This is a genomic window from Paraburkholderia sp. AV2 (assembly GCF_054968425.1).
Genome location: NZ_JBANLK010000030.1, coordinates 54,669 through 80,306 on the forward strand (window position 1 = coordinate 54,669; position 25,638 = coordinate 80,306).

Consider the following 25,638-nt stretch of genomic DNA (forward strand, 5'->3'; position numbering starts at 1 on the left):
GGCCGACGCGGCCTGTCACTGCGCTTGACGTTCGCGTCGCGCGGCGACACCCGGGCGGGCCTCGGCGAACTGCCAGGCGACGAGGCCGGGCACGTAGAACAGCAGGTCGCGAACGCGCCGGGCGCCGGCCAGCGCGAGACAGGTGGGCGCATCGAAGCCGAGCAGCCCCCCGATCAGCACGAAGCCTCCTTCCTGCACGCCGAGGCCGGCGGGCACGAGAAAGGCAGCACTGCTGACGAGCTGGATCAGCGCCTCGATGACGAAGGCTTCGACGAAGGTGGCGTCCGCGCCCAGCACGTGCAGCGCGACCCATATCTCGAGCGCGAAGCCCGCGCATTGCAGTGTCTGCCAGACGAAGAGATAGCGCACGACAACGGCGGGTTGCCGCCAGATCAGCTTGATCGCCTGGTCGATGCGCGCCGATTTGCCGACGAGCTCGTAGACTTTGCCGCTCGTTACGTGATTGAGCGCCTGGGCGGCGCGCTCAAAGGGGCGCGCGTGCTGGACGACCGCGAACAGGAGCAGCACGGGGGCCAGCGCCGCGATGCCCCAGGCGAGGTGGCCGACGACGCGCGCGGTATCCGAAGAGGTCTGTTCGAGCAGATAGCCGGCCGCCGCAAGAGCGTAGAGCAACTGGCTGATGAGCGTGAGCTGCATGTCGCCGACGAGGCTCGCCGCCGCCGTGGCGGGCCGCACCCCCATGCGCGTGAGTTGCCGGAACGACACGATTTCGCCGCCCACGCGCGCCACGGGCAACAGGCCATTGATCGATTCGCGCAGCCATACGAGCCGCAGCATCGCTGCGAGCGTGGGGCGTTCGGCGGGACGGATCAGCGTGCGCCAGTCCCACGCGTTGACGAGCATCGGCAGGATGTGCACGGCCGCGGCCAGCAAGAGTCCCGCCCCGGCAGCCTGCAGCAGGCGGAAGATCGCAGCGGGATGGTCGTGCAGGACGAGCCAGATCGCGATAGCGAGGCCGACGAGGGCCGCCGCGCGTCCGAGATGTTTCATTGATGAGCCACCACCCCTTATGTACCGTTCAAACGCCGTCCGGTCGTCATTCAATCGTCGTGGAGCGGGGACAGGCGGCCGTCGCCATCGACACTGAAGCTGAAGCCGCGCCAGACCACGCGCGACGAGCCGAAGCTGGCGACGTAAATCATGAACTGCACGATATCCCATAGTGGCAGCAGCCACAATCCGCGGCAGGGTTCGCCGATGGCGCGGTCGGTCTGCCATTTGAGGCCCGCGCGGGCAGCGAGGGCGGCGAGTGCGAGCACCCACGCGGCCGGCGCGCCGCCGCAGGCGACCACGGCGGCGAGCGCGAGCGCGAACGGATGCATCAATACCGAGCCCAGGTGGCCGCTGCGGTCGGCGGCGCGAATCGTGCGGCTCCAGCGCAACTCGTGCGTGAAGAGCGCGGCGAAGGTGGTTTCCACCGACGCGTGCCGCACGGTGAACGGCGGCACGGCTACGCGCGCGCCGGTGCGGCGTACCGCGGCGCCCACCGCGTGGTCTTCGGCGAGGTGGTGGGCGAATTGCGCGAGGCCGCCGATGCCGTCGAGCGTTGCGCGCGTCATCGCAATCGTCTGGCCAAAGCAGGGGCGGGCGCGGCCGATGGCGAGCCCCGTCAGGACTCCCGGCAGGAAATGGTAGTTCGTCGAGGCGGCGGCGGCGCGGGGCCAGAAGCCCGGCGCGCACAGGCCGCGATAGACGCAGGTGACGAGTCCGACGCCCGGCTGCTGGAGCGCGCCCACGATACGGCGCAGATAGTCGCGTTCGACGCTCACGTCGCTGTCCGCGAAGCAGAGCATGTCGTGCTCGGCATGGCACAGCATGTTGACGAGGTTGGCGATCTTGCGGTTGGGGCCGTAGAGCCGCGAATCGGCGACGACGCTGACGTGCGCGTGCGGATAGCGCGCGCGCAGCGCCTCAACGGTCTGCAGCGCCGCGTCGTTCGCGTCGTGAACGCCGAACAGGTAATGCACCGGGCCCGGATAGTCCTGCTCGAAGAAACTGGCGAGGTTGTGCTCGAGATGCCATTCGTCGCCGTGCAGCGGCTTGACGATCGTGACGGCGGGGTAGCTGGTGGGCTCGTTGCAGGGCTGCGCGAAGAAGCGGCGCACGAACACGGCCGCGACACAGCAGTAAATGATGCCTAGCGCGGCGGCTGCCCCGCAGACGATGGCGAGGAACGATGACAGGGTAAACGCGACATGCAGCAGGGTCTGCGGCGCCGCCGCGGCGAGCGCGAACGCCGCGAACAGCAACGCAAGCGCGGCAACACCTGCATGCCCTCGGGTTCGCAGGGAACGCGGGACGTCCATTACGTGTTGTTTGCGCGCGCGGCGCGACGTGCGAATCCTCTATTGCCGTAACAGCAAGCCTGCAAATGCAGCCAGTTCATGCGCGGTGTCCCCCGGTCGCGTGACGCAACCAGCAGTATAGGGGGCCAGTGTTGACGGCGGTGTGACTTTAAACGGGCTTTTATGTCACGGTTCATTACGCCGCGGACGCGGGGCGGTGCTCAGGGTAGCGCCGGATCGAAGGTGCGAGGGTTCAGCCGGACGTGCAGCAGCACGAGGCGCCGCCGTGGGCACTGCGCCGAAAGGGCCACGGTGCGGCGCTCCCAGCCGACGAGGTGGGCGTGGCGGCTGGCGAGCGCGTTGCGAAACGCCTCGCGGGCGAGATGCCGAAGCCCCCACGTGATGCCCGCGATCGCGAGGACGACGCCGATGCGGAATGCCGGCGTGGCGAAGACCTCTTGCGGCACACGGAACACGAAAATAGCAATGAAAACGACAGCCTGGATCAAGATTGCCGCAAGCCCGGCGAGATACAGATACGCACGGCATTGCTCGATGATCGTCGGCTTCATGATGAGGTCGGCTCCGGTGCGCTGCGGCTGAATCGCGATTCGCTCAGGACTGCGTGGCGTTGGTCTATCTTTCGATTTGCCTGCGTTCTGCCTTCAATCATTCCGTGGACGAGGGCAGCACGGAAAGCGTTGAACACGATCGCCGGACCATGGTAGCGATCGAAGATTAAGAAATGCTGAAGCAGGCGAATGCGACGTACGCGGCGGGCGCGCAGGAGGAGAGGTGCGTCAGGCGAGCGACGCGGCGAACACGCGCCGGTAATTGCCGCCCAGCAGGAGGTCGACCTCGGGCGCCTGGAATCCGGCGGCGAGCAGTGCGTTGCCGAGCTCGGGTAATTGCTCGTAGCTGCGGAAGACCGGTGGCGAGATGAAGCCAAACATATCGGTGCCGAGGCCGACATGCTCGACGCCAACGATGTCGGCCATGCGCCGGAAGCCGTCGGCCATGCCGGGGATGTCGCGAAACGAGCCCGCGCTCGGCCATACGCCGATCACGCCGCCCGTTTCGGCCACGGCGCGCGCATGATCGGGGCTGATCAGGCGGCTACGTTCGCGCGGGTGCAGCGAGAGCGCGGTATGGGACAGCACGAGCGGCTTCGTCGTCACGGCGGCGGCGCGTTTCACGAGGTCGTAGGTGCCGTGCGCGACGTCGACGACGATGCCGAGCCGGTTGCAGCGCCGCACGACGTCGGCGCCGAAGCCGGTGAGGCCGCCGTGCACGGGCGCTTCGGTCTGGATGTCGCCGAGCTCGTTGACGCGATAGTGCGTGAGTTGCAGGTGGCGCAATTGATGCAGTGTCCAGGCCTCATCCACGCGATCGATCTGGCCTTCCAGAAAATCGGCGCCCTCGGAGGCGATGATGACGTGCGGCCCGGTCGAACCGGACACCGACGCCGAAAGCACGGCCGCGCTCGTTATGACCTGCAGTTGCTCGCGTTCGACCAGCCGCTTCGCACGGGCGAATTCCTCCTGGCTCAGGGCATAGAGTTCGCCCGGATTCGGGTCCCGCCAGGCTTCGAAGCGCTTGTGATCGAGCGAAACGCGCGTGACGACCGTATCGGTGACGATGCAGCGGTGCTGGAGAGGTCTGAAGCGGCATGATCTGCGTCGTTCGCTTGAGGTGGCGGAAATCCGTCGCTGGCCGGTGTGGCGCACCATTGCGCGCCGTTGGAATTGTGCCCGCAATTCGAGCCCACCGGCACGATCTCCTTTCATCTTTCAATTTGTCAGGTGTCCTTCGGGCTATGCCTGCTGGCGCGTTTTGTCGAAGCCGTCTAGATTGACGGTTGCAATCGCCGTCCTTCAAGCGCGGAGGATCCCGCCCGCAACGCACGAAAGCGCGCAGACCGATCCGAACAGCCAGTTGCAGTGCGACCCTGCCGGAGGAGACCATGCCTGCCCTGAACAAGATGTGGCGGCTGATTGCAGGTGCGCCGCCCGATCCCTCGCAGCCCACGGCGATCCTGCTGGTGGGCAAGCATCGCGGCGCGAGCATGCATGCGCTGCTGTGGGTGAACCGGCTCTTCCCCAATCACTTCAGGAACGTGATCTTCATTGCGGTGGGCGAAGTCGATGCGCAGAGCTACGAGGGCGCCGAGCAACTGGAGCGGCTCAAGCAAACCATGATGTCGTCGCTCGAGTTCTACATCGCGCACTGTCGCCGTCACGGCATGGCCGCCGATTACCGTATCGCGTTCGGCACGCATCTGGTGCTGGAGTTCATGCAGATCGCCGGGAAGACCATGGACGAGTATCCGAACAGCGTGTGCTTCGCGAGCAAGCTGATCTTCCGGCGCGTCAATTTCCTCACGGCCTGGCTGCATAATCAAACGCCTGTTGAAATCCAGACACGTCTGCATCTGCAGGGCAAGCAGATGGTACTGTTGCCGATGAGCGTGGGCTGAGCGCGCGGGGGCGGCGACCGTAGGGGCGGCCGCTCGGGAAATCTGCAGGAGGTCTCTCGCCTCAAGCCCCCTGTCGCATCGCGCTTATAAGCGACGGGGAAAGTTGTGCATGCGACATTCGACATGGAGTCCGCTGCGTATCGATGCAAGAATGCGGGCCGCTTCGCACACTGCGACACGTTCGCCTGCGTGAGGCACACACGTACCTGGAGGTTCCCCTCATGAAAAACCACGGCCTGTCGCGGCGGGGTTTTCTCAAGGCCAGCATGCTGGCGGGCGTGGCGGTATATGTGGCGCCCATCGGCAGCCGCGCATTCGCTGCTCTCTTCGAAGAAAAACTCCTTACGCCGGTCAAATGGGATGCCGCCACGGGCGCTCCCAGGTTCCGTATCGACGGCATTGCCAAGGTCACGGGCTCGAAAGTCTTCGCGCGCGACATCCGCGCGACCGACATGCCCCACTGGCCCCAGCAGCAGGCGCACGCGCTGATCCTGCGCGCGACCCAGGCCGATCGCCTCTACGAAGGCTTCGACCTGTCGCTGCTCGGCGAAGACCTGAAGCCGGACCGCATCGTCACGGCCGACGACCTTGCCCGCGACGGCCTCGTGTTCCCGTCGTTCTACGGCGACGACATGCTGCTGCCCGCCGGCAAGACGCCCGCCTATCTGGGCCATGCCGTTGCGATCCTCATCTATCACGACTTCGCGCGGTTCCGCTTCGCGAAGAGCGCGCTCCAGTTCCGCGACGACGTGATCCGCTACGGCGCGGCGACGGGGCCGCTCGAACGCGACCCGTGGGGCACGTTCCGCTTCGTGCGCGTGGGCGGCGGCACGCCGTTCGACGACGACGTCTATTCGAGCCTCAAGGACGCGCCGATCTTCCCGAGCATGATGCGCAAGCACGAGCCGGTATGGCCGGACGGCAAGGAGCACGGCAAGCTCGACGAACAAGGCATGTTCTACGCGGGACAGATTGCCGGCGAACTCGATCATCCTCCGGCCGACTGGCTCGTATTCGACCGCGAGTACAACACGCAGTCTATCGACACATCCGCGCTCGAACCCGATAACGCCAACGGCTGGTACGACGCGGCAACGCAGTCGCTGCATCTCGTGGTGCCCACGCAGTCGCCGCTCGAAGTGGCGGACTCTGCCGCGGGCATGGTCGCGAAGTGCCGCTTCCCGGTGAAGCAGCTCTTCCTGCACCCTTGCTACACGGTGGGCTACGGTTCCAAGGATCACTACAACGTGCCGTTCTACGGGCTCGTGTCCGCACTCTACGGCGACGGCCGCCCGGTGCGTTTCGCGAACGACCGGTACGAGCAGTTTCAGACCGCGCTCAAGCGCCACGCCTTCAAGATGCACTACCGCATTGCGGTCGATCGCAAGACGGGCCTCATGCAAGCGTTCAAGGGCGACTTCGAGGCGAACGGCGGCGGCCGCTGCAACTTCTCGCCTTCGGTGGCGATGGTGGGCGCGACAGCGGCGCAGTCGATCTACTACTTCCCGAAGAACGACTTCGCCACGGTGGCGATCGCCTCGCGTGCGATCGACGCAGGTTCGGCGCGCGGCTACGGCACGCTGCAGAGCATGGCCGCGACGGAAATGGCGGTGGACGAAATCGCCGCGCAGCTTGGCATGGATCCGATCGACTTCCGCCTGAAGAATGCGCTGCGTACGGGCATGAAGAATACCCAGGGCGCCATTCCTGCAGGCGCCGTGCGCGCGGTGGACGTGCTCGAACAGGCCCAGGCGCATCCGTTGTGGGTGCAACGTTCCCGGCGCAAGGCCGAATACGAGGCCGCCAATCCGGGCAAGCGCTATGGCGTGGGCTTCGCGTGCGTGCAGAAGGACTTCGGCACGGGCGCCGAGGCATCGCTCGCCAAAGTCGAGTTCGACGAGAACGGCACCATCACGCTGCACCATACGGGCGCCGAGATCGGCACCGGTATGTCCACCTCGCAGGCCGTGGCCGTGGCGAAGTGGCTCGGCAAGCCGGCCGCCGATATCCGCGTGGCCGTGACGGACTGGCCGGACCTGCCCGTCGTGACGAGCGGCGATCCGTACATCATGGGCCAGGCCGATCAGGATCGCCTGAGCGCGAATCCGCGCTGGACGCCCAACATCGCTTCGCCTTCGAGCGCGACGAACTCCGCGTACTACTTCACGCACAGCACGCGCGAGGCCGCGCGCGCGGTATTCCGCTATGGCCTGTGGCCGGCGGCGTTTTCGATCTGGGGGCAGGGCATTGGCGGCGGGCAGGCTGCACCGTTCATCGTGCGTATCGAGGATGCACGGTGGGTGGACGGCAAGCTCACCGCGGACGGGCTCGAACCGCTGCCGCTCGAACAGCTCGCGAAGCAGGCCCATGCGATGGGCTTGCCGACCGGCGCCGTCGTGCACGTATTCAACCGCTGGCAATGGGCCGAAGCCGAGTTCGATATCGGCGGCGGCACGATCGAACGCCTGCCCGTCGATGGCCTCTCGCTACGCTACGGCAGCGGCAACGCCGCCGACACCGGCACGGCTGCCTCGGGTCCATCGGTCGCCAGGGCGAATGCCGCGGTTTCCCCACGCGTGGCGATGGCGCCCGCAACGCTGCCGCCCACCGCGAACGGCTATCGCGTGCTGGACCGCAAGCGCGTGTTCATCCCGCCGATGAGCCGCAACAACGCAGCCGTGACTTACTACAGCGCGGTGGGCACGCTGGTCGAGCTCGCGGTGCACGAGGCGACCGGCAAGGTGGAACTGCTCACGCATCACTCGATCATGGAGTGCGGCAACCCGATGTCGCCGCAACTCGTCTCGGGGCAGTTGCAGGGCGGGCTTGCGATGGGCATCGGCCACGCGCTGCACGAGTATCTGCCGCTCTACGAAGACGGTCCCGGCAACGGCACCTGGAACTTCAACCGCTATCAACTGCCGCGCGCATCGGACGTCGCCGTATGGACGCAGACGGGCGAAGTGCTGCCGCCGCTTTCCGAAACCGATCCGCCCAAGGGCATTGCCGAAGTGGTGATGATTCCCGTGGTGGGCGCGGTCGTGAACGGCGTCGCGCACGCCATCGGCCATCGCTTCACCGACCTGCCGGTGACCCCGCAAAAAATCCTGGAGGTGCTCGCATGACGCTTGCCCAATCCGCTGCATCCGCGGCCAGCGTCAATGCCGCCGCGCCGGTAGAACGACCGCTCGTGCAATACCGCTCCAAAGCGCTGACGCTGACGATCAACGGCAAGGCCGTTGGCCCGATGCAGGTGCCCGAGGGCCTCATGATGATCGACTTCCTGCACGAGTACGCGGGCTTGACGGGCTCGCGGCTCGGTTGCGGCCAGGGCGTCTGCCACGCATGCGTCGTCATTCTCGACAAGCCCGATGGCACGAGCGAGGAGCTTCGCACTTGCATCACGGGTGCGCATTTCTTCGATGGCCGTTCGATCCGCACGATCGAAGGCCATGCGAAGCGCAACGAGGCAGGCGAGGTGATGGAGCTCTCGCCCATCCAGCAGAAGTTCCTTGAGCATTTCAGTTTCCAGTGCGGCTACTGCACGCCGGGCTTCGTCAATGCCGCGACCGTGCTGATCGAGCGGCTCAAGCGCCAGCCGATTGCGAAGGCCGAGGTGGAAAGCACGATCCTGGCCGCGCTCGACAGCCACATCTGCCGCTGCACGGGCTACGTGCGCTACTACGAGGCGGTGAAGGAGGTGGTGATGAGCACGCCCGGTCTCGTGAAGGACGCGGCATGATGCGCGCGCTCGTTAACCGTTTCGCGTACGGTGCGCTGCTGGCCGCCTGCGCGCTGACCCTCGCCGCATGCGGGCGCGATGAGTCGTCGTCGAATACGGCTGCCGCATTTACGCCGACGCCCGAACAGGTCGCGCGCGGCCGCTATCTCGTCAAGGCGGCGGACTGCGCGGCCTGCCACACCGCGAAGGACGGCGCACCGTTCGCGGGCGGTGTGAAGATCGACTCGCCGTACGGCACGTTCTACGGCTCGAACATCACACCCGACAAGGACCATGGCATCGGCAACTGGAGCGCCGACGACTTCTACGCAGCGCTGCACGACGGCAGCGCACGCGGCAAGCGGCTGTATCCTTCGATGCCCTACACATCGTACCGGCAGCTCACGCGCACCGATACCGACGCCATCTACGCGTATCTCATGACGGTGAAACCGGTCGCGGTGGCCAACCAGGCGAACGACCTCAAATTCCCGTACAGCCTGCGCTTTGGCATGGCGCTGTGGGACATGGTGTTCCTGGAGGACACGTTGCCCGATGCGTCGACGGGCCAGTCCGCCGACTGGCAGCGTGGCCGTTACCTGGCGAACGCGCTGGGACATTGCGCCGAATGCCATACGCCGCGCAACGTGTTCGGACAACTTGAGAATGCGAAGCCGCTGGCGGGCGCTGCGCTGGGACGCGTGAAAGCGCCGGCCGTCACGCCGGCCGCCCTCGCGGCGCGCGGCTGGACCGGCGCCGATCTGCAGACGTTCTTCAGCGTGGGCATTGCGCCGCAGGGCTCGGCGTTCGGCGAAATGTATCCGGTGGTCCATCTGAGCACGCAGTACCTCACGAAGGACGATCTGCGCGCGCTGTCCGTCTATCTGCTGGGCGATGCGCCGCCTGCGCCGCAGCCGGTGAAGGTTGCCGATAGCGCATCGGCCGACACGGCCCAGCTCGCGGCGGGGCGTTCCGTGTATCTCGCCGTCTGTGCGGGCTGCCATGGACTGGTGGGCGAGGGCAAGCCGCACGTCGCGGTGGCGATGAACGGCAACTCCACGCTGCGTCAGGCGGATCCGCACAATCTGCTGGTGGCGATGCTCGACGGCATCGATACGCAGAAGTTCTCGGGCCTCGAAAACATGCAGGCAATGCCGGCTTTCTCGTCCACGCTCAGCGACGACGAGCTTGCGCAACTCGCCAATTATCTGCGCGCGACGTGGGGCGGGCAGCCCGGCAACGTCACGGCGCAGGACCTGAAAGCACTGCGCTGATGCCAAACACTGCCATACTGCCGGGTTTCGACCATGGCAGTCCAGACAACGAGGAGAGCAGGAAATGGCAGGCATTTCGGACATCGTCGATATCGGCGCGAATATGGGCGAGCGGATCGAGTACCGCGTGGCGCCCGAAAAGCGGATTGCGGGCGATCCGCTGCAAACGCTTACGCAGTGCTACACGAGCCCGTGCGGGCAGTTCAGCACGGGCATTTGGGCAAGCGCGCCGGGGCACTGGCGCGTGAACTATACCGAAATGGAGTACTGCGAGATTCTCGAAGGCGTCTCCGTGATTCGCGACGAGGCGGGCAACGAGAAGACGCTGCGCGCGGGCGATCGCTTCGTCATTCCCTCGGGCTTCAAGGGCACGTGGGAAGTGGTGGAGGCCTGCCGGAAGATCTACGTCGCGTACGAGAAGGCGGCGGCGCCGGCCTGACGTCCGCCACGCGCAGCAGCAGGTCAACCGGCCAATGCGCTCGCGCTCACCGTCCAGGTGCCGGTGCTGCCACCCGAGGTCACGGTGATGACAAACGTCGACGCGTTCTGCGCGACGATGGACTCGGCCGTGTCGGACGTTGCCAACTGCAGTGTGCCAGCGCTGATCTGATTGTTCGTGACCGTAAGCGCAACCGGCGTGGACACGTTGAACGCCAGCGTTACGCCGCTCAGCACGACGCTGACCGCGCCGGCCGAAGTAAGCGTTGTGATCGAGGTGGCCGCGTCGTCGTCCGCCGTCCAGGAAAGCTCGCTGACCGATATCGAGCCGTCAAGCGTCGTACCGGACGACGACTGCTGCGTCCGCCCGATCGAGATGGCCGGGGCAGTGGCGGTCGTGGTCGTATTGCCCGTGGTCGCGTCGTAGCTGACGGCGAACGTGACGGCGCCGCTGAACGTCGTGGTTGCGGTTGGCGACGCGAGATCTAGCGCGTTGGCCGTTTCTGTCGCCGTATAGGACCAGTTCGCCGTACGGCTGCCAACGGTGCCTTGCACGGCATCGACCTCGAAGCTTACGCTGCCCGACACCGCGCTGGCCGCGGAGAGCGCCGGCACGGCGAGCTCCCCCTTGCACTGATCGAACGAAATCGTGGCCGTCTCGCCTGCGCGAACGCCGGGAGAGCCCGTATTGCTCGTGGTGGTCGCGAACGTGCCGCCCGTGGCGCAGTTCGTTGTCGTCGTGGGTCCACCGGCCAGGGTGGCGGCGAGGAATGGGCGCGCGGCCGCCATGTATAGCGCGGCGACGCCGGCGCTTGCGAGCATGCCCGATCCCGCCGCATCGACAGCGACCGGCTCGCTTTGTACGGCAGTGGACAGCTTCAGCACGTTGGCTGAGGCGCCGCTTGCCGTGGTGCTGCCTGAGCTGTTTGCCGATGGGCTGGCGGGCGTGCTCGCCGCTGTCGCGGCCGATGCCGTGCTTGCTGCTGGCGCGCTCGCCGCACCCGGAGCCGATGCTGCAGCGCCACCCTCAGTCGATATATTATGGTTTCCTGAATTTCCATTGCCGCCGCCTCCGCAAGCGCCGACGCTTATCAGGGCGAATGCGGTAGCCAGCGCGATACCTGCGTTGAGCGCGGAGGAAAATGTCATGGAGAAAGCTCCCGGAGGTGTGGTCGTGGGCGGGCCGTGTCACGGAGGCGGGGCTCATAGCCCGGCGCCGTAGTGTTGTATCGAATTTGGCGAAATGTGCCGTACTCGTTATGCAATCAAACTGCTGCGCATCCTAAAAAAGCCTTCTTCCGAGCGTCAAGACAGATGTTTCCTACGCATGTCGGATTCTGACGCGCATTGTCGAACTCGTTCGATTTGGACTGCGAAAGCCTTCTTTTTCGACGTTTGGCCGCGGGCGCCGGCGTTCTACAGTGCAACGCGTCAATCGCTATGCGGCAATGAACGGGCGATGCGAATCATGTCATGACGTCAAGGGGATGCGATGGCAGAGGGAGTATCGGCAAAGCGGATGGCGCTCCGCGCATGTGGCGCAGTGATGGCACTCGGGATCGGGATGCTGGCGGGGGGCGGCGCACATGCACAGGAGGCCTACATGACTGGAGGCACGCTCGGCGTAGGGGCAGGCGTGGCCTGGCAACTCAATTCGTACGTCGGGCTGCGAGCGGACATCGAAGGGATCGGCTTTTCGACCTCGCTGTCCGTGGACGGCGGCCGTTACGACGGACAGCTCAGGCTGCTGCAGGGGGGCGTGTATGGCGATCTGTTTCCGTTCGTTTCGAACGACTTTCGCCTGAGCGCGGGCGCGTTGATCGACGACGACGCGTTCACCGGGCATGCCGTGCCCGATGCGTTCGGCAACTACGTGATTGGCAATACCTACGTGCCGGCAGTGGGCGCGGCCCCCCAGGCGACGGTGACGCTCCCGCGCGTGTTGCCGTATCTCGGGATCGGCTATGGCCACCGGCGTCCGGTGCGAGGTTTCGGGCTCGCGGTGGATCTTGGCGTGGCTTACGGGCGGCCGCGCACGTCGTACGACGTGCCGCCGATCTATCAGATGGTCGCTTCGCCCGAAGATATCGCGCTCGAAGAGCAGCGACTCGACGAGAAGGTGAGCCGCTATCGTTTCTATCCCGTTGCCCAGATCGCTCTCACGTATCGCTTTTGACGGCAAACGGGCGCTCTCCGGCGCCGGCCGGCGGATTGTCGCGCCGCGGCGCCGCCGTGCCGCTCGGTGGGCCGGTTCGCGCTTTGTCCCGAAAGCGCCTAATCTTGGGATATCGGGCGCGTGCCCTTTTGTGCACTGTTCGGACGCTTCGATGCGCGTTCATCGTCCTCTATCTGCCGCGGCGCATCATGCGCTGCGCGCTCATCCGCATTACCCGCTGCCGGCGCGGGTTGCCCGTGCTGTCCTGTTCGCCGTGCTGCTGGCCGTCTGCGCGGCTGTGGCGGTGTCGCGCGCCGCAGCCGGCGCACCAGCCTCCATCGTCGTCATGACCGTGAACGGCGCGATCGGACCGGCGAGCGCCGATTTCGTCGTTCGCGCGCTCGAACGTGCCGCGAACCGGCACGCGCCGCTCGCGATCCTCGAACTCGATACGCCGGGCGGCCTCGACACGTCGATGCGCGAGATCATCAAGGCCATTCTCGCTTCGCCGGTGCCGGTCGCGGCATACGTCGCGCCAGGCGGCGCGCGCGCCGCGAGCGCGGGCACCTATATCGTCTACGCGAGCCATATCGCGGCGATGGCGCCGGGCACCAATCTCGGCGCGGCTTCGCCCGTGCAATCAGGCGTGGGCGGTGTGGGCGGCGGCGCAGCAGGGGGCGCGGGTGCTGCGTCGGGCGTGTCCGGCACGTCCGGCGCGCCGCCGGACAACGCGGCATCGACGGAGACCCGCAAGGTCATGCAGGACGCCGCTGCCTATATCCGCGGGCTCGCCCAGCTACGCGGCCGCAACGCGGTGTGGGCGGAGCATGCGGTGCGCGAGGCCGTCAGCCTTTCCGCCAACGAAGCGCTCGCCCAGCACATAATCGACTTGATCGCACTGGACCCCGCCGATCTCGCGCGCCAGGTCGACGGCCGCGTCGTGACGACGGCGGCCGGCACGGTGAGGCTCGAGACCGCGCACGCTCCCCTCGAAATCGTGGCGCCCGACTGGCGCGACCGCGTGCTGGCTATCGTCGCCGATCCCAACGTCGCGTTGATCCTGTTGACCGTCGGCATCTACGCGCTTTTCTTCGAATTCGCCAACCCGGGATTCGTGCTGCCCGGCGTGGCCGGCGCGATCTGCGTGCTGGTGGGCCTCTTCGCCATGCAGTTGCTTCCCGTCAACTACGCGGGCCTGGGCCTCGTGGTGTTCGGCCTCGCCTGCCTCATCGCCGAGGCGTTTTTGCCGACCTTCGGTGTGCTTGGCTTTGGCGGCATCGTGGCGTTCGCCATCGGCGCGCTCATGCTGATCGATACCGACGTGCCGGGCTACGGCATTCCGCTGCCGCTTGTCGCGGGCCTCGCGCTGGGCGGCGCGATGTTCGTGGCGCTGGTGTCGAGCGTGGCGCTGCGCGCGCGGCGGCGTCCCGTCGCGAGCGGTTCGGAGGCCATGGTCGGCAGCATCGGCGAGGTGATCGACGAGGGTGTGCAGCCCGATGGGCCGCGCGGCGCAGCCGGCCATGTGACACCGGCCACGGGCTGGGCGCGCGTTCGGGGCGAACGCTGGCGCGTGGTTTGCGACACTCCGCTCGCGGCCGGCCGCCGGGTGCGTGTGACCAGCCGCAGCGGTCTGCTGCTGACCGTGACACCGCTAGACGATAGGCCATCACGCGGAGACGCATCATGATCGGATTCACGTTCGGGTTCTCGAGCATTCTCATCGTCGCGGCGGCGATCTTCGTCGTGTCGGCGATCCGTATCTTCCGCGAGTACGAGCGCGGCGTGGTCTTCATGCTCGGCCGCTTCTGGAAGGTCAAGGGCCCGGGGCTCGTGCTGATCATTCCCGTCGTCCAGCAGGCGGTGCGGATCGACCTGCGCACGGTCGTCTTCGACGTGCCGGCGCAGGACGTAATCACGCGCGACAACGTGTCGGTGAAGGTCAACGCCGTGGTCTATTTTCGCGTCGTCGATCCGGAGAAGGCCGTGATCCAGGTCGCTCGCTATATCGATGCAACGAGCCAGCTCGCGCAGACCACCTTGCGCGCGGTGCTGGGCAAGCACGAGCTCGACACGTTGCTCGCGGAGCGAGAGCAACTGAACGCCGATATCCAGAAGACCCTCGACGCGCAGACGGACGCATGGGGGATCAAGGTATCGACGGTCGAGATCAAGCAAGTGGACCTTAACGAGTCGATGCTGCGCGCGATCGCCCGGCAGGCCGAGGCTGAGCGCGAACGCCGGGCCAAGGTGATCCACGCCGAAGGCGAACTTCAGGCCTCCGAAAAATTGCTGCAGGCCGCGCAGCGGCTTGCCTTGCAGCCCCAGGCCATGCAGTTGCGCTACCTGCAGACGCTCACGACGATCGCTGCCGACAAGAACTCGACCATCGTGTTCCCGCTGCCGATCGATTTGCTGACCGCGCTGGTGGACCGTTTCGGCGCGCCACGCGAGCGCTGAGCGGGAACCATGAAAAACGCCCTTGCGGTGGAAAACCGCAAGGGCGTTTGCAGGGGTGCCGCTGCGATTACTTCGCTGCGGTTTCGAGCGTGGCGTTGAACGTCTTGCTCGGACGCATGACTTCGGCGAGCTTCGCGAAGTCCGGCTTGTAGTAGCCGCCGATATCGACCGGCTTGCCTTGCACTGCGGCCAGTTCGGCCACGACCTTCTGCTCGTTTTCGGCCAGCGCCTTCGCGAGCGGCGCGAAGTGAGCCGCGAGGTCCGCGTCTTCCTTCTGCGCGGCCAGTTCCTGCGCCCAGTACATCGCGAGGTAGAACTGGCTGCCGCGGTTGTCGAGTTCGCCGGTCTTCGGCGACGGGCCCTTGTTGTTGTCGAGCAGCTTGCCGGTGGCGGCGTCGAGCGTTTTCGCGAGCAGCTTGGCCTTCGCGTTGTTTGTCTTGATGCCGAGATCTTCCAGCGAGACAGCCAGCGCGAGGAATTCGCCGAGCGAATCCCAGCGCAGGTGGTCTTCCTGCACGAGCTGCTGCACGTGCTTCGGCGCCGAACCGCCCGCGCCCGTTTCGTACATGCCGCCGCCCGCCATCAGCGGAACGATCGAGAGCATCTTCGCACTCGTGCCGAGTTCCATGATCGGGAACAGGTCGGTCAGGTAGTCGCGCAGGATGTTGCCGGTGACCGAGATCGTGTCGAGACCGCGGATCACGCGTTCGAGCGTGTAACGCATCGCGCGGACTTGCGACATGATCTGGATGTCGAGGCCGTTCGTGTCGTAATCCTTCAGATACGTTTCGACCTTCTTGATCAGCTCGTTTTCGTGCGGACGGTAGGGGTCGAGCCAGAACACGGCCGGCATGCCCGAGTTCTTCGCGCGCGTGACGGCGAGCTTGACCCAGTCGCGGATCGGCGCGTCCTTCACGAGGCACATGCGCCAGATATCGCCTTGCTCGACTTGCTGCGTGAGCGCTTCGATAACTTCGCCCGTGGCGTTGTCGACAACGCGCGCCGTGCCGTCTTGCGGGATCTCGTAGGTCTTGTCGTGCGAGCCGTATTCCTCAGCCTTCTGCGCCATCAGGCCGACGTTCGGCACCGTGCCCATCGTGCGCGGGTCGAATGCGCCGTTGGTCTTGCAGAAGTTGATGATTTCCTGGTAGATGCGCGCGAACGTGCTTTCCGGAATCAGGCACTTCGTGTCGGCCGGGCGGCCGTCGGCGCCCCACATCTTGCCGCCGGCGCGGATCATCGCGGGCATCGAGGCGTCGACGATCACGTCGTTCGGCGCGTGCAGGTTCGAGATGCCCTTGGCCGAGTCCACCATCGCCAGCGACGGACGGTGCTCGTGGCACGCGTGCAGGTCGCGGATCACCTCTTCGCGCTTCGATTCCGGCAGCGTCTCGATCTTCGTGTACAGATCGACCATGCCGTTGTTGACGTTCACGCCGAGCTCTTCGAAGAGCTTCGCGTGCTTCTCGAACGCGTCCTTGTAGAACACCTTCACGGCGTGGCCGAACACGATGGGGTGCGAGACCTTCATCATGGTCGCCTTCACGTGCAGCGAGAGCATGACACCGGTCTTGCGCGCGTCTTCCATCTGCTCTTCGTAGAACGCGAGCAGCGCCTTCTTGCTCATGAACATGCTGTCGGCGATCTCGCCGGCCTGGAGCGCAAGCTTCGGCTTGAGGACGATGGTTTCGCCGCTCTTCGTCACGAGTTCCATGCGCACTTCGCGCGCCTTCTCGTTCGTGATCGACTTTTCGCCATGGTAGAAGTCGCCGTGCTTCATGTGCGCGACGTGGGTGCGCGAAGCCATGCTCCACTCGGCCATGCTGTGCGGGTGCTTCTTCGCGTAGTTCTTGACGGCGAGCGGCGCGCGGCGGTCCGAGTTGCCTTCGCGCAGCACCGGGTTCACCGCCGAGCCGAGGCACTTCGAGTAGCGCTTCTGGATCGCTTTTTCTTCGTCGGTCTTCGGATCTTCAGGGAAATCGGGGACCTTGTAGCCCTTGCCCTGCAGTTCCTTGATCGCGGCGACGAGCTGCGGCACCGATGCGCTGATGTTCGGCAGCTTGATGATGTTCGTTTCCGGAAGCTGCGTGAGACGACCCAGCTCGGCCAGATTGTCCGGCACGCGCTGCTCTTCCGTCAGGAATTCCGGAAACTCGCCGAGGATACGGCTCGCCACGGAAATATCGCTGGTCTCGACGTTCACGCCGGCCGGCGCAGCGAAGGTGCGGATGATCGGCAGAAACGCGCTGGTGGCAAGCAGCGGCGCTTCATCGGTCAGGGTGTAGATGATGGTGGGTTGCTGGGTACTCATCGGCTTCTTGGCGGGGGTCAAAAAAACAGGGTGGTAACACCACCGGCTGTGCACAGTCGGCGTAAACACCCGGATTTTGCCTGATTTCGAGGCGAGACGGGGGCCGACGTGACCAGAAATTTCATATTGTGGAAATGCGTACCGCAGTTTTGCGCGCGGCCAGGCTCAACCCGCATGGTGGGGCGGGGCGGCGAGGTGCGGAAAGTCTGGCGGGGAAGGCGGTGCACGGGAGCGCCTGGCCGCGCGCGACGGGGCAGGGAGGATTGGTGCCGCGAGCGGGTAAGCGTATAGGCTCTTTTGTTTGCGATCCCGATTCTCCGTCAAGCTGGTAAGGACCCTTGTAAAAAAGGGAAGGAATGGGCCGCCAGTCGAGCAGGCGATCATCACGGTCGGCCAGCCGGCGGCGTTGTGCCCGCGGCGATTGAGGTCGTTGGGATTTGCCCTATAACGCAACTAACTGTCGGCCGCGCGCGACGCTGTCAAACCATCCTCGCGCGCGGCCAGGCTTGTCTGAGTATCCATCGCTCGATCTCGTTTCGCAGAGATGAGGGTGGGCTGGCTGTGGCAATGCGTCTCTGGAAGAATCGGACCCGCGGCCTATATTGGATTTCGTCCACGAAATCCCGAAACGACTACGACATGGCCCGCACTTTCCCGCTCTATCCGAAGCATCCCGAACGCGTCTGCTGGGGCTGCAACCGCTATTGCGCCGCCTCTTCGCTAAGCTGCGGCAACGGCGCGGAACGAACGCCGCACCCCGTGGAACTGCTGGGCGACGACTGGCTCGACTACGGCGATTGGGGCATCGAGCGGCCCGCCACGACTCCGCAGGACACCGGCGCACCGCGCGGCTGATACCTTTTCAGCCCGCCACGTTGCGCACGAACGCGGCGCATCCCGCATCCATGAGCGGCTCCACGCGCTCGCGCGCCTCATCCGGCAGAAGATCGCAAAACCAGACGAAGCGGCACTGCCCCGGGCTCACCGGGAAGATCTGGATCGACGCATGATAGTGCTCGAAACGGCCGCCGCCGATGCAATAGGCGATGCGCATGCGCGGCTCGTCGATCGCGACGATGCGCTCCTCCACTACCGCGCCGTTTGCAAACGTGACGGTGCGCACCTTGCCGTCGAAGACGGCATCGACGAGCACCCCCGCAAATGCCTTTGCCGCGTTGCCCGGATCGCGCAGCGCATCCCAGGCTCGGGCCGCATCGATATCCAGCGTGAGTTCACGGACCAGCGTAGTCATGGCGGTATCTCCTTCGCAGACCCGTGAGTTCAGCGACCTCGGTGCGAGTGCCGGTGATGCACGTCCGGGTAATGCGCGTGACTGTGGGTGAGGGGGGCGTGGTGGTGAGGATGGGTATGCGGTTCGGTGCCGTCCCAGTCGAAGTTGTGTGCGTGCTGGTGATGCGCGTCGTGACGGTGGCGATGCGTGTGGTCGAGCGGGTCGTGCGTATGCGCATGTTCGTGTCGTTCGCGAACATGCAGCCAGACGCCGATCGCCATGAGCGCGGCCGCGAGCCAGAACGTCGCCTCCGGACGCTGCGGCCACAGCAATAGCGAAATCGCGACGCCGAACAGCGGCGCGACCGAAAAGTAGGCGCCGGTGCGCGCGGTACCCAGATCGCGCAAGGCCACGACGAAAAGCACGAGACTGACACCGTAGCCCGCGAAGCCCACGGCCATCGCACCCGCCATCGTGCCGGCGGTGGGCAGGTGGGCGCCGAGCGAAAGCGCAATACCCAGGTTGACGGGGCCCGCAAAGAGTCCCTTGAGGCAGGCGATCACCATGGCGTCGTTGGTGGACACCTTGCGGGTGAGATTGTTGTCGACGGCCCAGCACAGACAGGCTGCGGCCACGAGCAGCGCGCCGGGGGCGAAGCCCGCATGCGACGCGGGCCACGACAGCAGGACGCCTCCCGCGACGATGGCGGCCATACCGAGAAAGATCTGCGTGTCGACGTTCTCGCGGAAGCAGATCCAGGCGATCAGTGCCGTGAACACGCCTTCGAGATTGAGCAGCAATGAGCTCGTGGCAGCGGGCGTGCTCGAAAGACCTAGCATCAGCAGCGCGGGACCGGCAACGCCGCCCGCGGCGATCGCGCCGGCGAGCCAGGGGATCTCGGCGGCCTTCAGCGAATTTTCGTTCCGCGAGCCGTTCGCCGCACGGCTGCCGCGCCGTAACGCAATGGCGATGGCAAGCCCCACGCCGCTGCCCAGATAGAACAGTCCGGCGACCATGAACGGCGGCAGTGTGCCGAGCAGCGCCTTGGCGAACGGTGTGGTGGCACCGAACAACGCGGCGGCGGCGAGAGCCTGGAAAATGGCGTTCTTGTGGTACGTCATGACAGTGTGCTGCAGAGGGTGATGGGCGCCATTCTACGCGCGCGCATTGTGCGGCTCGGCATCACCTCGGCCAGCGAATGGGCATGCCGCCGCGCGTCCTCGGAGGCGCGGCGCCGCCCCGTCGCCGCATTTATTGGCGCACGAGCGCCATCATCGCTCCAAAGCCGACGAACACGCCGCCGGTGAGGCGGTTGAACGCCTTCGCGACGCGCCGGCTCTTGAGCGTCGCGCGGATGCGCGTGCCGCAAGCGGCATAGACCAGGTACCAGCCGACTTCGACGACGGCGAAGGTCGCGACGAGCAGACCGAACTGTGGAAGCGTGGCGCGGCTCGCATCGATGAACTGCGGCAGCAGGGCGGCCGCGAAGAGGATGGCCTTCGGATTGCTGCCGGCGACGAGAAAGCCGTTGCGATAGAGCGCGCCTGCGTGGCGCGCGGGTACAGCGACGGCGGCTGCGTCGGCGGTGTGGGTTTCGTCCGGTAAGCGGGCACGCCAGGCTTTGATGCCGAGGTAGACGAGGTAGGCCGCGCCGATCAGGCGCAGCGCGTTGAACATGGCCGGCCACGCCTGCAGGAATACGCCGAGGCCGGCGGCGGATACCGAGAGCATCAGCACGAGGGCGGAGAGACATCCGGCCATCGTGGCGCTCGTGCGCCGCAGACCGTGCTGCGCGCCATGCGTCATGACGAGCAGCATGTTGGGACCGGGAATGGCACAGACGACGAAGACGGTGGCGAAATACAGCCACCAGGTATGCAGATTCATGGGGACGGCGGTCAGGGGTTGGCGCGAAGGAGGGGATTATGCCAGCGCCAGCGTGCCGGAGACTCCCGGTCTTGGTTGTCAACGAATCGAAATATACGAGAAAATATAGCGATAAAGTACAGGTCCACGGACAGGACCGTGCGAATACCCCTGTATGCCTGGGCACGAGGCTCTCTGTGCCATTTGCGCGGGATAACTGGAGCGATATCAGGTGAGTATCGGCAGCAAAGAGGCGGTTGGAGAAAAATTCTCGGCCGCCGCCATGGAGTACGCGCGCGCGATGACCTGGAAGGCTGTCGGGCAGATCGCGGCCGCTATCCGACCCGGTATGCGCGAATCGGAAGCCAATATCGAGGCCAGATCGATCCTGCAGCGCCTGGGCATGGACCGCATCTGGCATCCAATCCTGATCCGCGTTGGCGAAAACACGCTGCGCACTTTCAAGGAGCGCTCCGAGGGCGATCCGGTTCTGGGCGAAAACGATCTCTTCTTCGTGGATCTGGGCGTGGTCTGGAACCAGCACGAAGGCGACGCCGGAGCGACCTTCGTCACCGGCGACGATCCCGAGATGCAGCGTTGTGCCCGGGACGTGAAGACCATCTACGACGAGGTGGCCGAACACTGGCGCAGCACGGGCTGCAGCGGGATCGAACTCTACGGATATGCCGCTGCGCGAGCCAACGCGCACGGTTGGCGGTTGAATGTCGACATCAAGGGTCATCGCGTCAGTGACTTCCCGCATGCTCTCTACAAGGCCGGCAACCTCGGCGACCTCGATACCGGACCCGCGGCGGGTTTGTGGATCCTCGAAATCCAGATCGCCCATCCTGTGCGTCCATTCGGTGCGTTTTACGAGGACCTGCTTGCGTAGCCGGGTTTGTGTCCGTTCGCACTCGCCATAAACGCAGCGGAATGACCGATATGTTTCGGGTCGAACTGGTCCCGGGGCGCTCGCCGGCGTAATATACAACGGACTATATCGAGCCCCTTTAAGGCCGGATCTGGCCCGGAGACACGAGAATGGACATCGCGCCGGCCTCCGTCGAGCAGACGACCACGCTATCTCTGACCGGTAGCCTCATGCGCCCGATGGCGCTTTCGCTCGACGCGCTTCGACAGTACCCAAGCGCGACATGCGCGCCCTTCGATTTGCGCTGCTACACCACGCAGCGCTTCATTCGCACCGTGGAGTCGTATCGCGGCGTGCGCCTGACCGAATTGCTCCGGCAAGCCGGCCTGCGTAACGACGTGCACGGCGACTTCAAGCGCATGGTCTTCCTCGCGGTGGGGCACGACGGTTATTTCGTGACGTTTTCGTGGCACGAATTGTTCAATACGCCGGTGGGCGAGCAGGTGCTCGTCGCTTACGAATGTGGTGGCGCCCCGCTCGACGAGCAGGACGGCGCTCCGGTGCTGTTCTCGGGCGCCGATCTCGTGCCGGCGCCACGGCACGTGAAGCGCCTCGCGCGCATCGAGGCTCGCGTACTGGCACTCTGACGCGGCCCCGATTCACTTCCGCCTTGTGCGATGCTCGAACGTCACTCTGTCGAGCGCGTACCGGACTGAAACGTCGAGCGCGGCATGTGAGAGCGTGCATAGTCCGGATGGTCGCATCGTTATGAACCCGGCAGGATGGGCCTACCCGCCTGACCCAGGCAGTTCCCCTGAATTGACGTATCGTTGTATCGCCACGTATACATCAAAGACAGGCGTAAAACATTGGCGTAAAACGACGGCGGTTCGCATGTCCCGGGAAGTTATCGACTCCTATCTGCTGCAGGTTCTTCATACCCTCATCACCGAATCGAGCGTTTCGCGGACTGCCCGATTGCTCGGCCAGTCGCAGCCGACGATCAGCGTGGCGCTGCGCAAGCTGCGGACGATGACGGGCGATCCTCTGCTCGTGCGCAGCGGCAGCCACATGGTGCCCACGAGCCACGCGCTCACGCTGATCGAGCCGACTGCGCAGGCGCTCGCCGGTATTGCCGCCGTGCTGCACCCGACGACGGCATTCGATCCCGCGACCACGCGCCGGACCTTCCATATCGGTTCGCCCGACTACCTGGACGTGTTCTTCCTGCCGGCCGTCGTCGACGCGTTTCATACCCAGGCGCCGCGCGCGCACCTCGAATTCCAGCATCTGATGATGGTGGATGGGGGCTACGAGTACAGTCTCGAAAGCGGCGCGCTCGATCTTGTGATCGGCAACTGGCGCACGCCGCCGGAGCATCTGCATCTGCAGCCGCTGTGCAAGGACGACCTCGTGTGTCTGCTGCGCATGGAGCATCCGGTCAAACCCGGCATGCTGAGCCGGGAGGTCTATCAGGAAGCCGGGCACCTGGCGGTCGCCACGCATCACGCCTCCGGGCCAGGCACGATCGACATCGAGCTGGCACGCAGCGGGCTTTCGAGGAACGTGACGACCACGCTGCCGTATTTCGGCATGGCCCCTTACGTATTGATGCGTTCGAATCTGCTGTTCACGACGACGCGCGGACTGGCCGCGCACTACTGCAACCTGCTTCCGCTCAGGATGGAGCCCATTCCCGGCGAGCCGCAGGCACTCACTTATTACCAGCTCTGGCACGACCGCACGCATCGCAGCGCGGCGGCGATCTGGCTGCGCCATCTCGTGGCCGGTGTCGCGAAGGGGCTCGCACGCTGAAGGTCGCGGAGCGTGAGGAGGTGGGCATAAAAAAACCGCGAGCATGGCTCGCGGTATGAAAACGCCTGGCGTCGGCATCCGGTAGACAGGTAGAAACCCGACAACGACGACAGCGCGCAACAGGGGGCGGTCAGCGGAAACGGCCTGTTGTCGGATGGGCCCTGGCCGCATCCGGTTGTCGTGACTCTGCCGCGCGCCCGACTTAAGCCTCAGCGCACGCGTTCGCCGTCATCCGCTTCAACAGCGCGGCCTTGTCTGCGGTTGCGGCGCCCAGCAGGGCAAAGCCGGTCATGCGCTTCGTCTCCTTGCTTTCGCAAACGGCGCGTACCGCGTGAGGCGGATCTTGCGTGGCCAACTCGACCGTCCAGTGTCCGTCCTGCGCCGCGGGCGTTACTACCACGGCCGGCACGGCAGGGGTCTTGACGACAACGGGCATGAGCGGGAACTCGACGCGCGTCGGCGTCCCGCACAGCGTTCGGGCGAGTGCGCGCGCGGCATGCATGATTGGCAGTACATAGGGTTGCACGCGGCCCTCGATCGCCGCGCAGTCTCCGAGCGCGTAGATGTCCGGCGCGCGGGTGCGGCACCAGGCGTCCGTGCTGATGCCACCCTCGATCTGCAAGCCGGCTGCGCTTGCCAGTGCCGTTCTCGGCACGAGACCGATTGCGGACACAACGATATCGGCGTCGAGCGAAGCGCTGTCGGTCAGCGTCAGCCGATAACCGGGATCACGCCGGGAAACCGCGGTGACTCCGCAGCCAAGCCGCACGTCCACGCCCGCCTCCGATAACGCGCGGGAAAACACCGCGCCGGCTTCGGCCGGCAGCAGCCGCGGGAGCGGCGCACTGGCCGGGTCGATCAGGCTGACCGCATGGCCGCCCGCGATCAGATCGTTGGCGAATTCGCAGCCGATCAGGCCCGCGCCGAGTATGGCCACCGAACGGCACGACGTGAGCGCCTCGCGAAAGCGCGCGTAGTCGCCGAGATCGTTGATGGACAGGACGTCCCCCGCGCCGTCGCCTTCCATCGGGAGGCGCCGCGGATCCGCACCGGTGGCAAGCACCAGCGCGCGATAGCGCAGCCGTTGCCCGTCGACGACGATCGCGTGCTCGTCCGGCACGAGGCGTTCGACATGGCGATGGGTCCAGACGCGCGCGCCCAGTTGGGCGGCCATCGTCTGGGCGTCGAAGCTCGCCAGCTCGCGTGGCGCCTTCTTCATCGCGAGCGCATTCGAGAGCGCGGGCTTGGAGTAGAAGCTGCCGTCGTCGCGGCTCACGATGACGACGGGCGTTTGCGTATCGAGCTTGCGCAATTCACGCGCCACCGTATAGCCGGCGAGGCCCGTGCCGACGATCACGACGGGATCGGATCGGGTAGCAGGGTGTATGTTTTGCGTCATGCCGTCACCACCTGCATCTCGAAGTCGTGCTTGCCCGTCGCGCAGTCCGGACACATCCAGTCGTCCGGGACATCCTCCCAGCGCGTGCCCGGGGCAATCCCCTCGTCGGGCAACCCTTTGGCTTCGTCGTAGCGAAAGCCGCAAATTACGCATTCCCAGATTTTCATCGCGTCTCCTCTCTGGCCCGCATCAACGGACATACGATTGACCGAGCCCGATCTCCGCGAGCGCGCGGCGGTAGGCGCCCGAGGAACGGTCCGCGAGTATCGGCGCTTCCTGAGCGCGGTCGATCGGCAGGTCCTCGGGACACTGCAGTTCGACGATGGCCCGATCCTCCTCGAACACCTGGCGGTTGAACGCGTAGACGTCGTCGAGCGGCAAGTCCTGGTCGAAATTGCGTGCAATCGGAACGAAGAGACGCGTGAGGCGTGCCGAAACCGGGCTGGCGGCATTGAGAATCGCCAGTCGTCCGTTTTCGGGGAAATGGACCGTGAGCCTCGCGAAGAACGGCACGTCGACCTCGAATACGCGGCGCCACAGGAAGCCTTCCGGCGCGCGATGCTGCATCGACTTCGGAAAATTGCTCACCGTGCTGGCGTACTCGGCGCGCAGGCCGTTGGGGCGCCGCTCGACCGAATATTGCGGAACCACGGGATTCCTGCGGTCCGCGAAGCTGTCGTGATGGATCCAGGCAAAATGCGCGACGTCGATAAAACCCTCTGTCTGCCGTCCCGCCGAGGCGCGAATGTCGATCGAGGGCGGGAGGATCTGCTGATATCCCTCCGTGTTCCACGCCGGGAAATCGGGCAACGGCAGCTCGCCGCCGCCGAGCGAGACCCATACGAGGCCATAGGCTTCCTGCGCCGCGTACGTGGTGAGGCAAAGCCGTTCGGGAATCGGGCCTTCGGGCTGCGAGGGAATGTGGTTGCATTTGCCGCTCGCTCCGTACTCCAGGCCGTGGTACGGGCAAACGAGATTGCCGTTGTCGACCCACCCCCGGCTCAACGGCGCGCCGCGATGGGGACAAACGTCGCGCGCCGCGACAATCCGTTCTCCTGAGCGAAACAGGACGAGCGGCTCGTCGAGCAACGTGACGCCGAGCGGTTTTTCGGCCACGTCATGCGCAAAGGCGACGGGATGCCAGTAGCGGCTCAGAATCTCCCAGTCGCGGGTGTCGAAGGTGCAGTTGCGTGGCGTGGCCGGCGACCCTGAACGGGTCAGCGTGATCACCTGGGGTTGAGTCATGCGCGTCTCCTGAATCGTGTGCGTTCATCACGGCGCCCTGGTCGATGGCTTCGACCTTGCCGTGTGCACAACG

Annotated in this window: 23 protein-coding genes and 1 pseudogene; 12 read left to right on the top strand and 12 right to left on the bottom strand. The window is 65.5% G+C overall.

The annotated features are described in order from the left end of the window. Nucleotides 1–15: 15 nt before the first annotated feature. From V8683_RS20305 to V8683_RS20320, 4 genes are all read right to left on the bottom strand, one after another. Nucleotides 16–1,011 carry a lysylphosphatidylglycerol synthase domain-containing protein gene (locus tag V8683_RS20305; RefSeq protein WP_411193442.1) on the bottom strand — a complete coding sequence of 332 codons (996 nt, stop codon included), beginning with the start codon at nucleotides 1,009–1,011 and terminating at the stop codon, nucleotides 16–18. Nucleotides 1,012–1,061: 50 nt separating this feature from the next. Beyond that, the gene (hpnI, locus tag V8683_RS20310; RefSeq protein WP_411193441.1) at nucleotides 1,062–2,327 is read right to left on the bottom strand and encodes a bacteriohopanetetrol glucosamine biosynthesis glycosyltransferase HpnI; all 1,266 of its coding nucleotides are present in this window, start codon (nucleotides 2,325–2,327) and stop codon (nucleotides 1,062–1,064) included. Between the two features lie 200 nt (nucleotides 2,328–2,527). After that, nucleotides 2,528–2,878, bottom strand: a complete 351-nt coding sequence (locus V8683_RS20315; RefSeq protein WP_411193440.1) for a hypothetical protein — start codon at nucleotides 2,876–2,878, stop codon at nucleotides 2,528–2,530. Between the two features lie 228 nt (nucleotides 2,879–3,106). Next, a complete protein-coding gene (locus tag V8683_RS20320; protein ID WP_411193439.1) occupies nucleotides 3,107–4,036 on the bottom strand; it encodes a dipeptidase in 930 nt (309 codons plus the stop codon). 266 nt (nucleotides 4,037–4,302) lie between these two features. Between V8683_RS20320 and V8683_RS20325 the strand changes: the two are divergent. The 5 genes and pseudogenes from V8683_RS20325 to V8683_RS20345 all read left to right on the top strand — a co-directional run. Beyond that, nucleotides 4,303–4,782, top strand: a pseudogene (locus V8683_RS20325) (amino acid transporter); the annotation flags it as partial. A 221-nt stretch (nucleotides 4,783–5,003) separates the two neighbouring features. Next, nucleotides 5,004–7,907, top strand: a complete 2,904-nt coding sequence (locus V8683_RS20330; RefSeq protein ID WP_411193438.1) for a xanthine dehydrogenase family protein molybdopterin-binding subunit — start codon at nucleotides 5,004–5,006, stop codon at nucleotides 7,905–7,907. After that, a complete protein-coding gene (locus V8683_RS20335; RefSeq protein WP_411193437.1) occupies nucleotides 7,904–8,524 on the top strand; it encodes a (2Fe-2S)-binding protein in 621 nt (206 codons plus the stop codon). The genes V8683_RS20330 and V8683_RS20335 overlap by 4 nt, the downstream gene beginning before the upstream one ends. Beyond that, a complete protein-coding gene (locus tag V8683_RS20340; RefSeq protein WP_411193436.1) occupies nucleotides 8,521–9,777 on the top strand; it encodes a c-type cytochrome in 1,257 nt (418 codons plus the stop codon). Before V8683_RS20335 ends, V8683_RS20340 begins: the two co-directional genes overlap by 4 nt. A gap of 64 nt (nucleotides 9,778–9,841) precedes the next feature. After that, the gene (locus tag V8683_RS20345) at nucleotides 9,842–10,216 is read left to right on the top strand and encodes a cupin domain-containing protein (protein ID WP_411193435.1); all 375 of its coding nucleotides are present in this window, start codon (nucleotides 9,842–9,844) and stop codon (nucleotides 10,214–10,216) included. Between the two features lie 23 nt (nucleotides 10,217–10,239). Here V8683_RS20345 and V8683_RS20350 read toward each other — a convergent pair whose 3' ends face one another. Continuing rightward, nucleotides 10,240–11,100: a hypothetical protein gene (locus V8683_RS20350; RefSeq protein WP_411193434.1), complete on the bottom strand. Its 861-nt coding sequence runs from the start codon at nucleotides 11,098–11,100 to the stop codon at nucleotides 10,240–10,242. Nucleotides 11,101–11,818: 718 nt separating this feature from the next. On the opposite strand from V8683_RS20350, the gene V8683_RS20355 reads away from it, so the two are divergent. The 3 genes from V8683_RS20355 (at nucleotide 11,819) to V8683_RS20365 (ending at nucleotide 14,827) form a co-directional block, all read left to right on the top strand. Continuing rightward, nucleotides 11,819–12,391 (top strand): hypothetical protein, encoded by a 573-nt coding sequence (locus tag V8683_RS20355; RefSeq protein ID WP_411193433.1) that lies wholly within the window; start codon nucleotides 11,819–11,821, stop codon nucleotides 12,389–12,391. A gap of 151 nt (nucleotides 12,392–12,542) precedes the next feature. Then, a complete protein-coding gene (locus V8683_RS20360) occupies nucleotides 12,543–14,057 on the top strand; it encodes an NfeD family protein (RefSeq protein ID WP_411193432.1) in 1,515 nt (504 codons plus the stop codon). Beyond that, nucleotides 14,054–14,827, top strand: coding sequence for a slipin family protein (locus tag V8683_RS20365; RefSeq protein ID WP_411193431.1), 774 nt, complete (start codon nucleotides 14,054–14,056; stop codon nucleotides 14,825–14,827). Before V8683_RS20360 ends, V8683_RS20365 begins: the two co-directional genes overlap by 4 nt. A gap of 67 nt (nucleotides 14,828–14,894) precedes the next feature. On the opposite strand, the gene V8683_RS20370 is transcribed toward V8683_RS20365, so the two are convergent. Beyond that, nucleotides 14,895–17,138 carry an NADP-dependent isocitrate dehydrogenase gene (locus V8683_RS20370; protein WP_411193430.1) on the bottom strand — a complete coding sequence of 748 codons (2,244 nt, stop codon included), beginning with the start codon at nucleotides 17,136–17,138 and terminating at the stop codon, nucleotides 14,895–14,897. A gap of 639 nt (nucleotides 17,139–17,777) precedes the next feature. Between V8683_RS20370 and V8683_RS20375 the strand changes: the two genes are divergently transcribed. Further along, nucleotides 17,778–17,993, top strand: coding sequence for a DUF3079 domain-containing protein (locus tag V8683_RS20375; RefSeq protein WP_411193429.1), 216 nt, complete (start codon nucleotides 17,778–17,780; stop codon nucleotides 17,991–17,993). 7 nt (nucleotides 17,994–18,000) lie between these two features. Here the strand turns inward: V8683_RS20375 and V8683_RS20380 are convergent, their stop codons facing one another. The 3 genes from V8683_RS20380 to V8683_RS20390 form a co-directional block, all read right to left on the bottom strand. Continuing rightward, nucleotides 18,001–18,390, bottom strand: coding sequence for an SRPBCC family protein (locus V8683_RS20380; RefSeq protein WP_411193428.1), 390 nt, complete (start codon nucleotides 18,388–18,390; stop codon nucleotides 18,001–18,003). Between the two features lie 29 nt (nucleotides 18,391–18,419). Beyond that, nucleotides 18,420–19,490: a DMT family transporter gene (locus V8683_RS20385; RefSeq protein ID WP_411193427.1), complete on the bottom strand. Its 1,071-nt coding sequence runs from the start codon at nucleotides 19,488–19,490 to the stop codon at nucleotides 18,420–18,422. 130 nt (nucleotides 19,491–19,620) lie between these two features. Further along, a complete protein-coding gene (locus V8683_RS20390) occupies nucleotides 19,621–20,256 on the bottom strand; it encodes a LysE family translocator (RefSeq protein ID WP_411193426.1) in 636 nt (211 codons plus the stop codon). Between the two features lie 262 nt (nucleotides 20,257–20,518). Between V8683_RS20390 and V8683_RS20395 the strand changes: the two genes are divergently transcribed. The 3 genes from V8683_RS20395 to V8683_RS20405 all read left to right on the top strand — a co-directional run bounded on the left by V8683_RS20395 (nucleotide 20,519) and on the right by V8683_RS20405 (nucleotide 22,921). Next, nucleotides 20,519–21,127: a M24 family metallopeptidase gene (locus V8683_RS20395; protein ID WP_411193586.1), complete on the top strand. Its 609-nt coding sequence runs from the start codon at nucleotides 20,519–20,521 to the stop codon at nucleotides 21,125–21,127. Nucleotides 21,128–21,276: 149 nt separating this feature from the next. Continuing rightward, nucleotides 21,277–21,753 (top strand): molybdopterin-dependent oxidoreductase, encoded by a 477-nt coding sequence (locus V8683_RS20400; protein WP_411193425.1) that lies wholly within the window; start codon nucleotides 21,277–21,279, stop codon nucleotides 21,751–21,753. A 247-nt stretch (nucleotides 21,754–22,000) separates the two neighbouring features. After that, the gene (locus V8683_RS20405) at nucleotides 22,001–22,921 is read left to right on the top strand and encodes a LysR family transcriptional regulator (protein ID WP_411193424.1); all 921 of its coding nucleotides are present in this window, start codon (nucleotides 22,001–22,003) and stop codon (nucleotides 22,919–22,921) included. Nucleotides 22,922–23,123: 202 nt separating this feature from the next. Here V8683_RS20405 and V8683_RS20410 read toward each other — a convergent pair whose 3' ends face one another. From V8683_RS20410 to V8683_RS20420, 3 genes are read right to left on the bottom strand one after another with little or no spacing between them, the layout of a single operon-like run. Next, on the bottom strand, nucleotides 23,124–24,320 hold the full coding sequence (locus V8683_RS20410; protein WP_411193423.1) for an NAD(P)/FAD-dependent oxidoreductase: 1,197 nt from the start codon (nucleotides 24,318–24,320) through the stop codon (nucleotides 23,124–23,126). Then, on the bottom strand, nucleotides 24,317–24,487 hold the full coding sequence (locus tag V8683_RS20415; RefSeq protein WP_411193422.1) for a rubredoxin: 171 nt from the start codon (nucleotides 24,485–24,487) through the stop codon (nucleotides 24,317–24,319). The genes V8683_RS20410 and V8683_RS20415 overlap by 4 nt, the downstream gene beginning before the upstream one ends. A 22-nt stretch (nucleotides 24,488–24,509) precedes the next feature. Beyond that, on the bottom strand, nucleotides 24,510–25,565 hold the full coding sequence (locus V8683_RS20420; protein WP_411193421.1) for a Rieske 2Fe-2S domain-containing protein: 1,056 nt from the start codon (nucleotides 25,563–25,565) through the stop codon (nucleotides 24,510–24,512). Nucleotides 25,566–25,638: the final 73 nt, after the last annotated feature.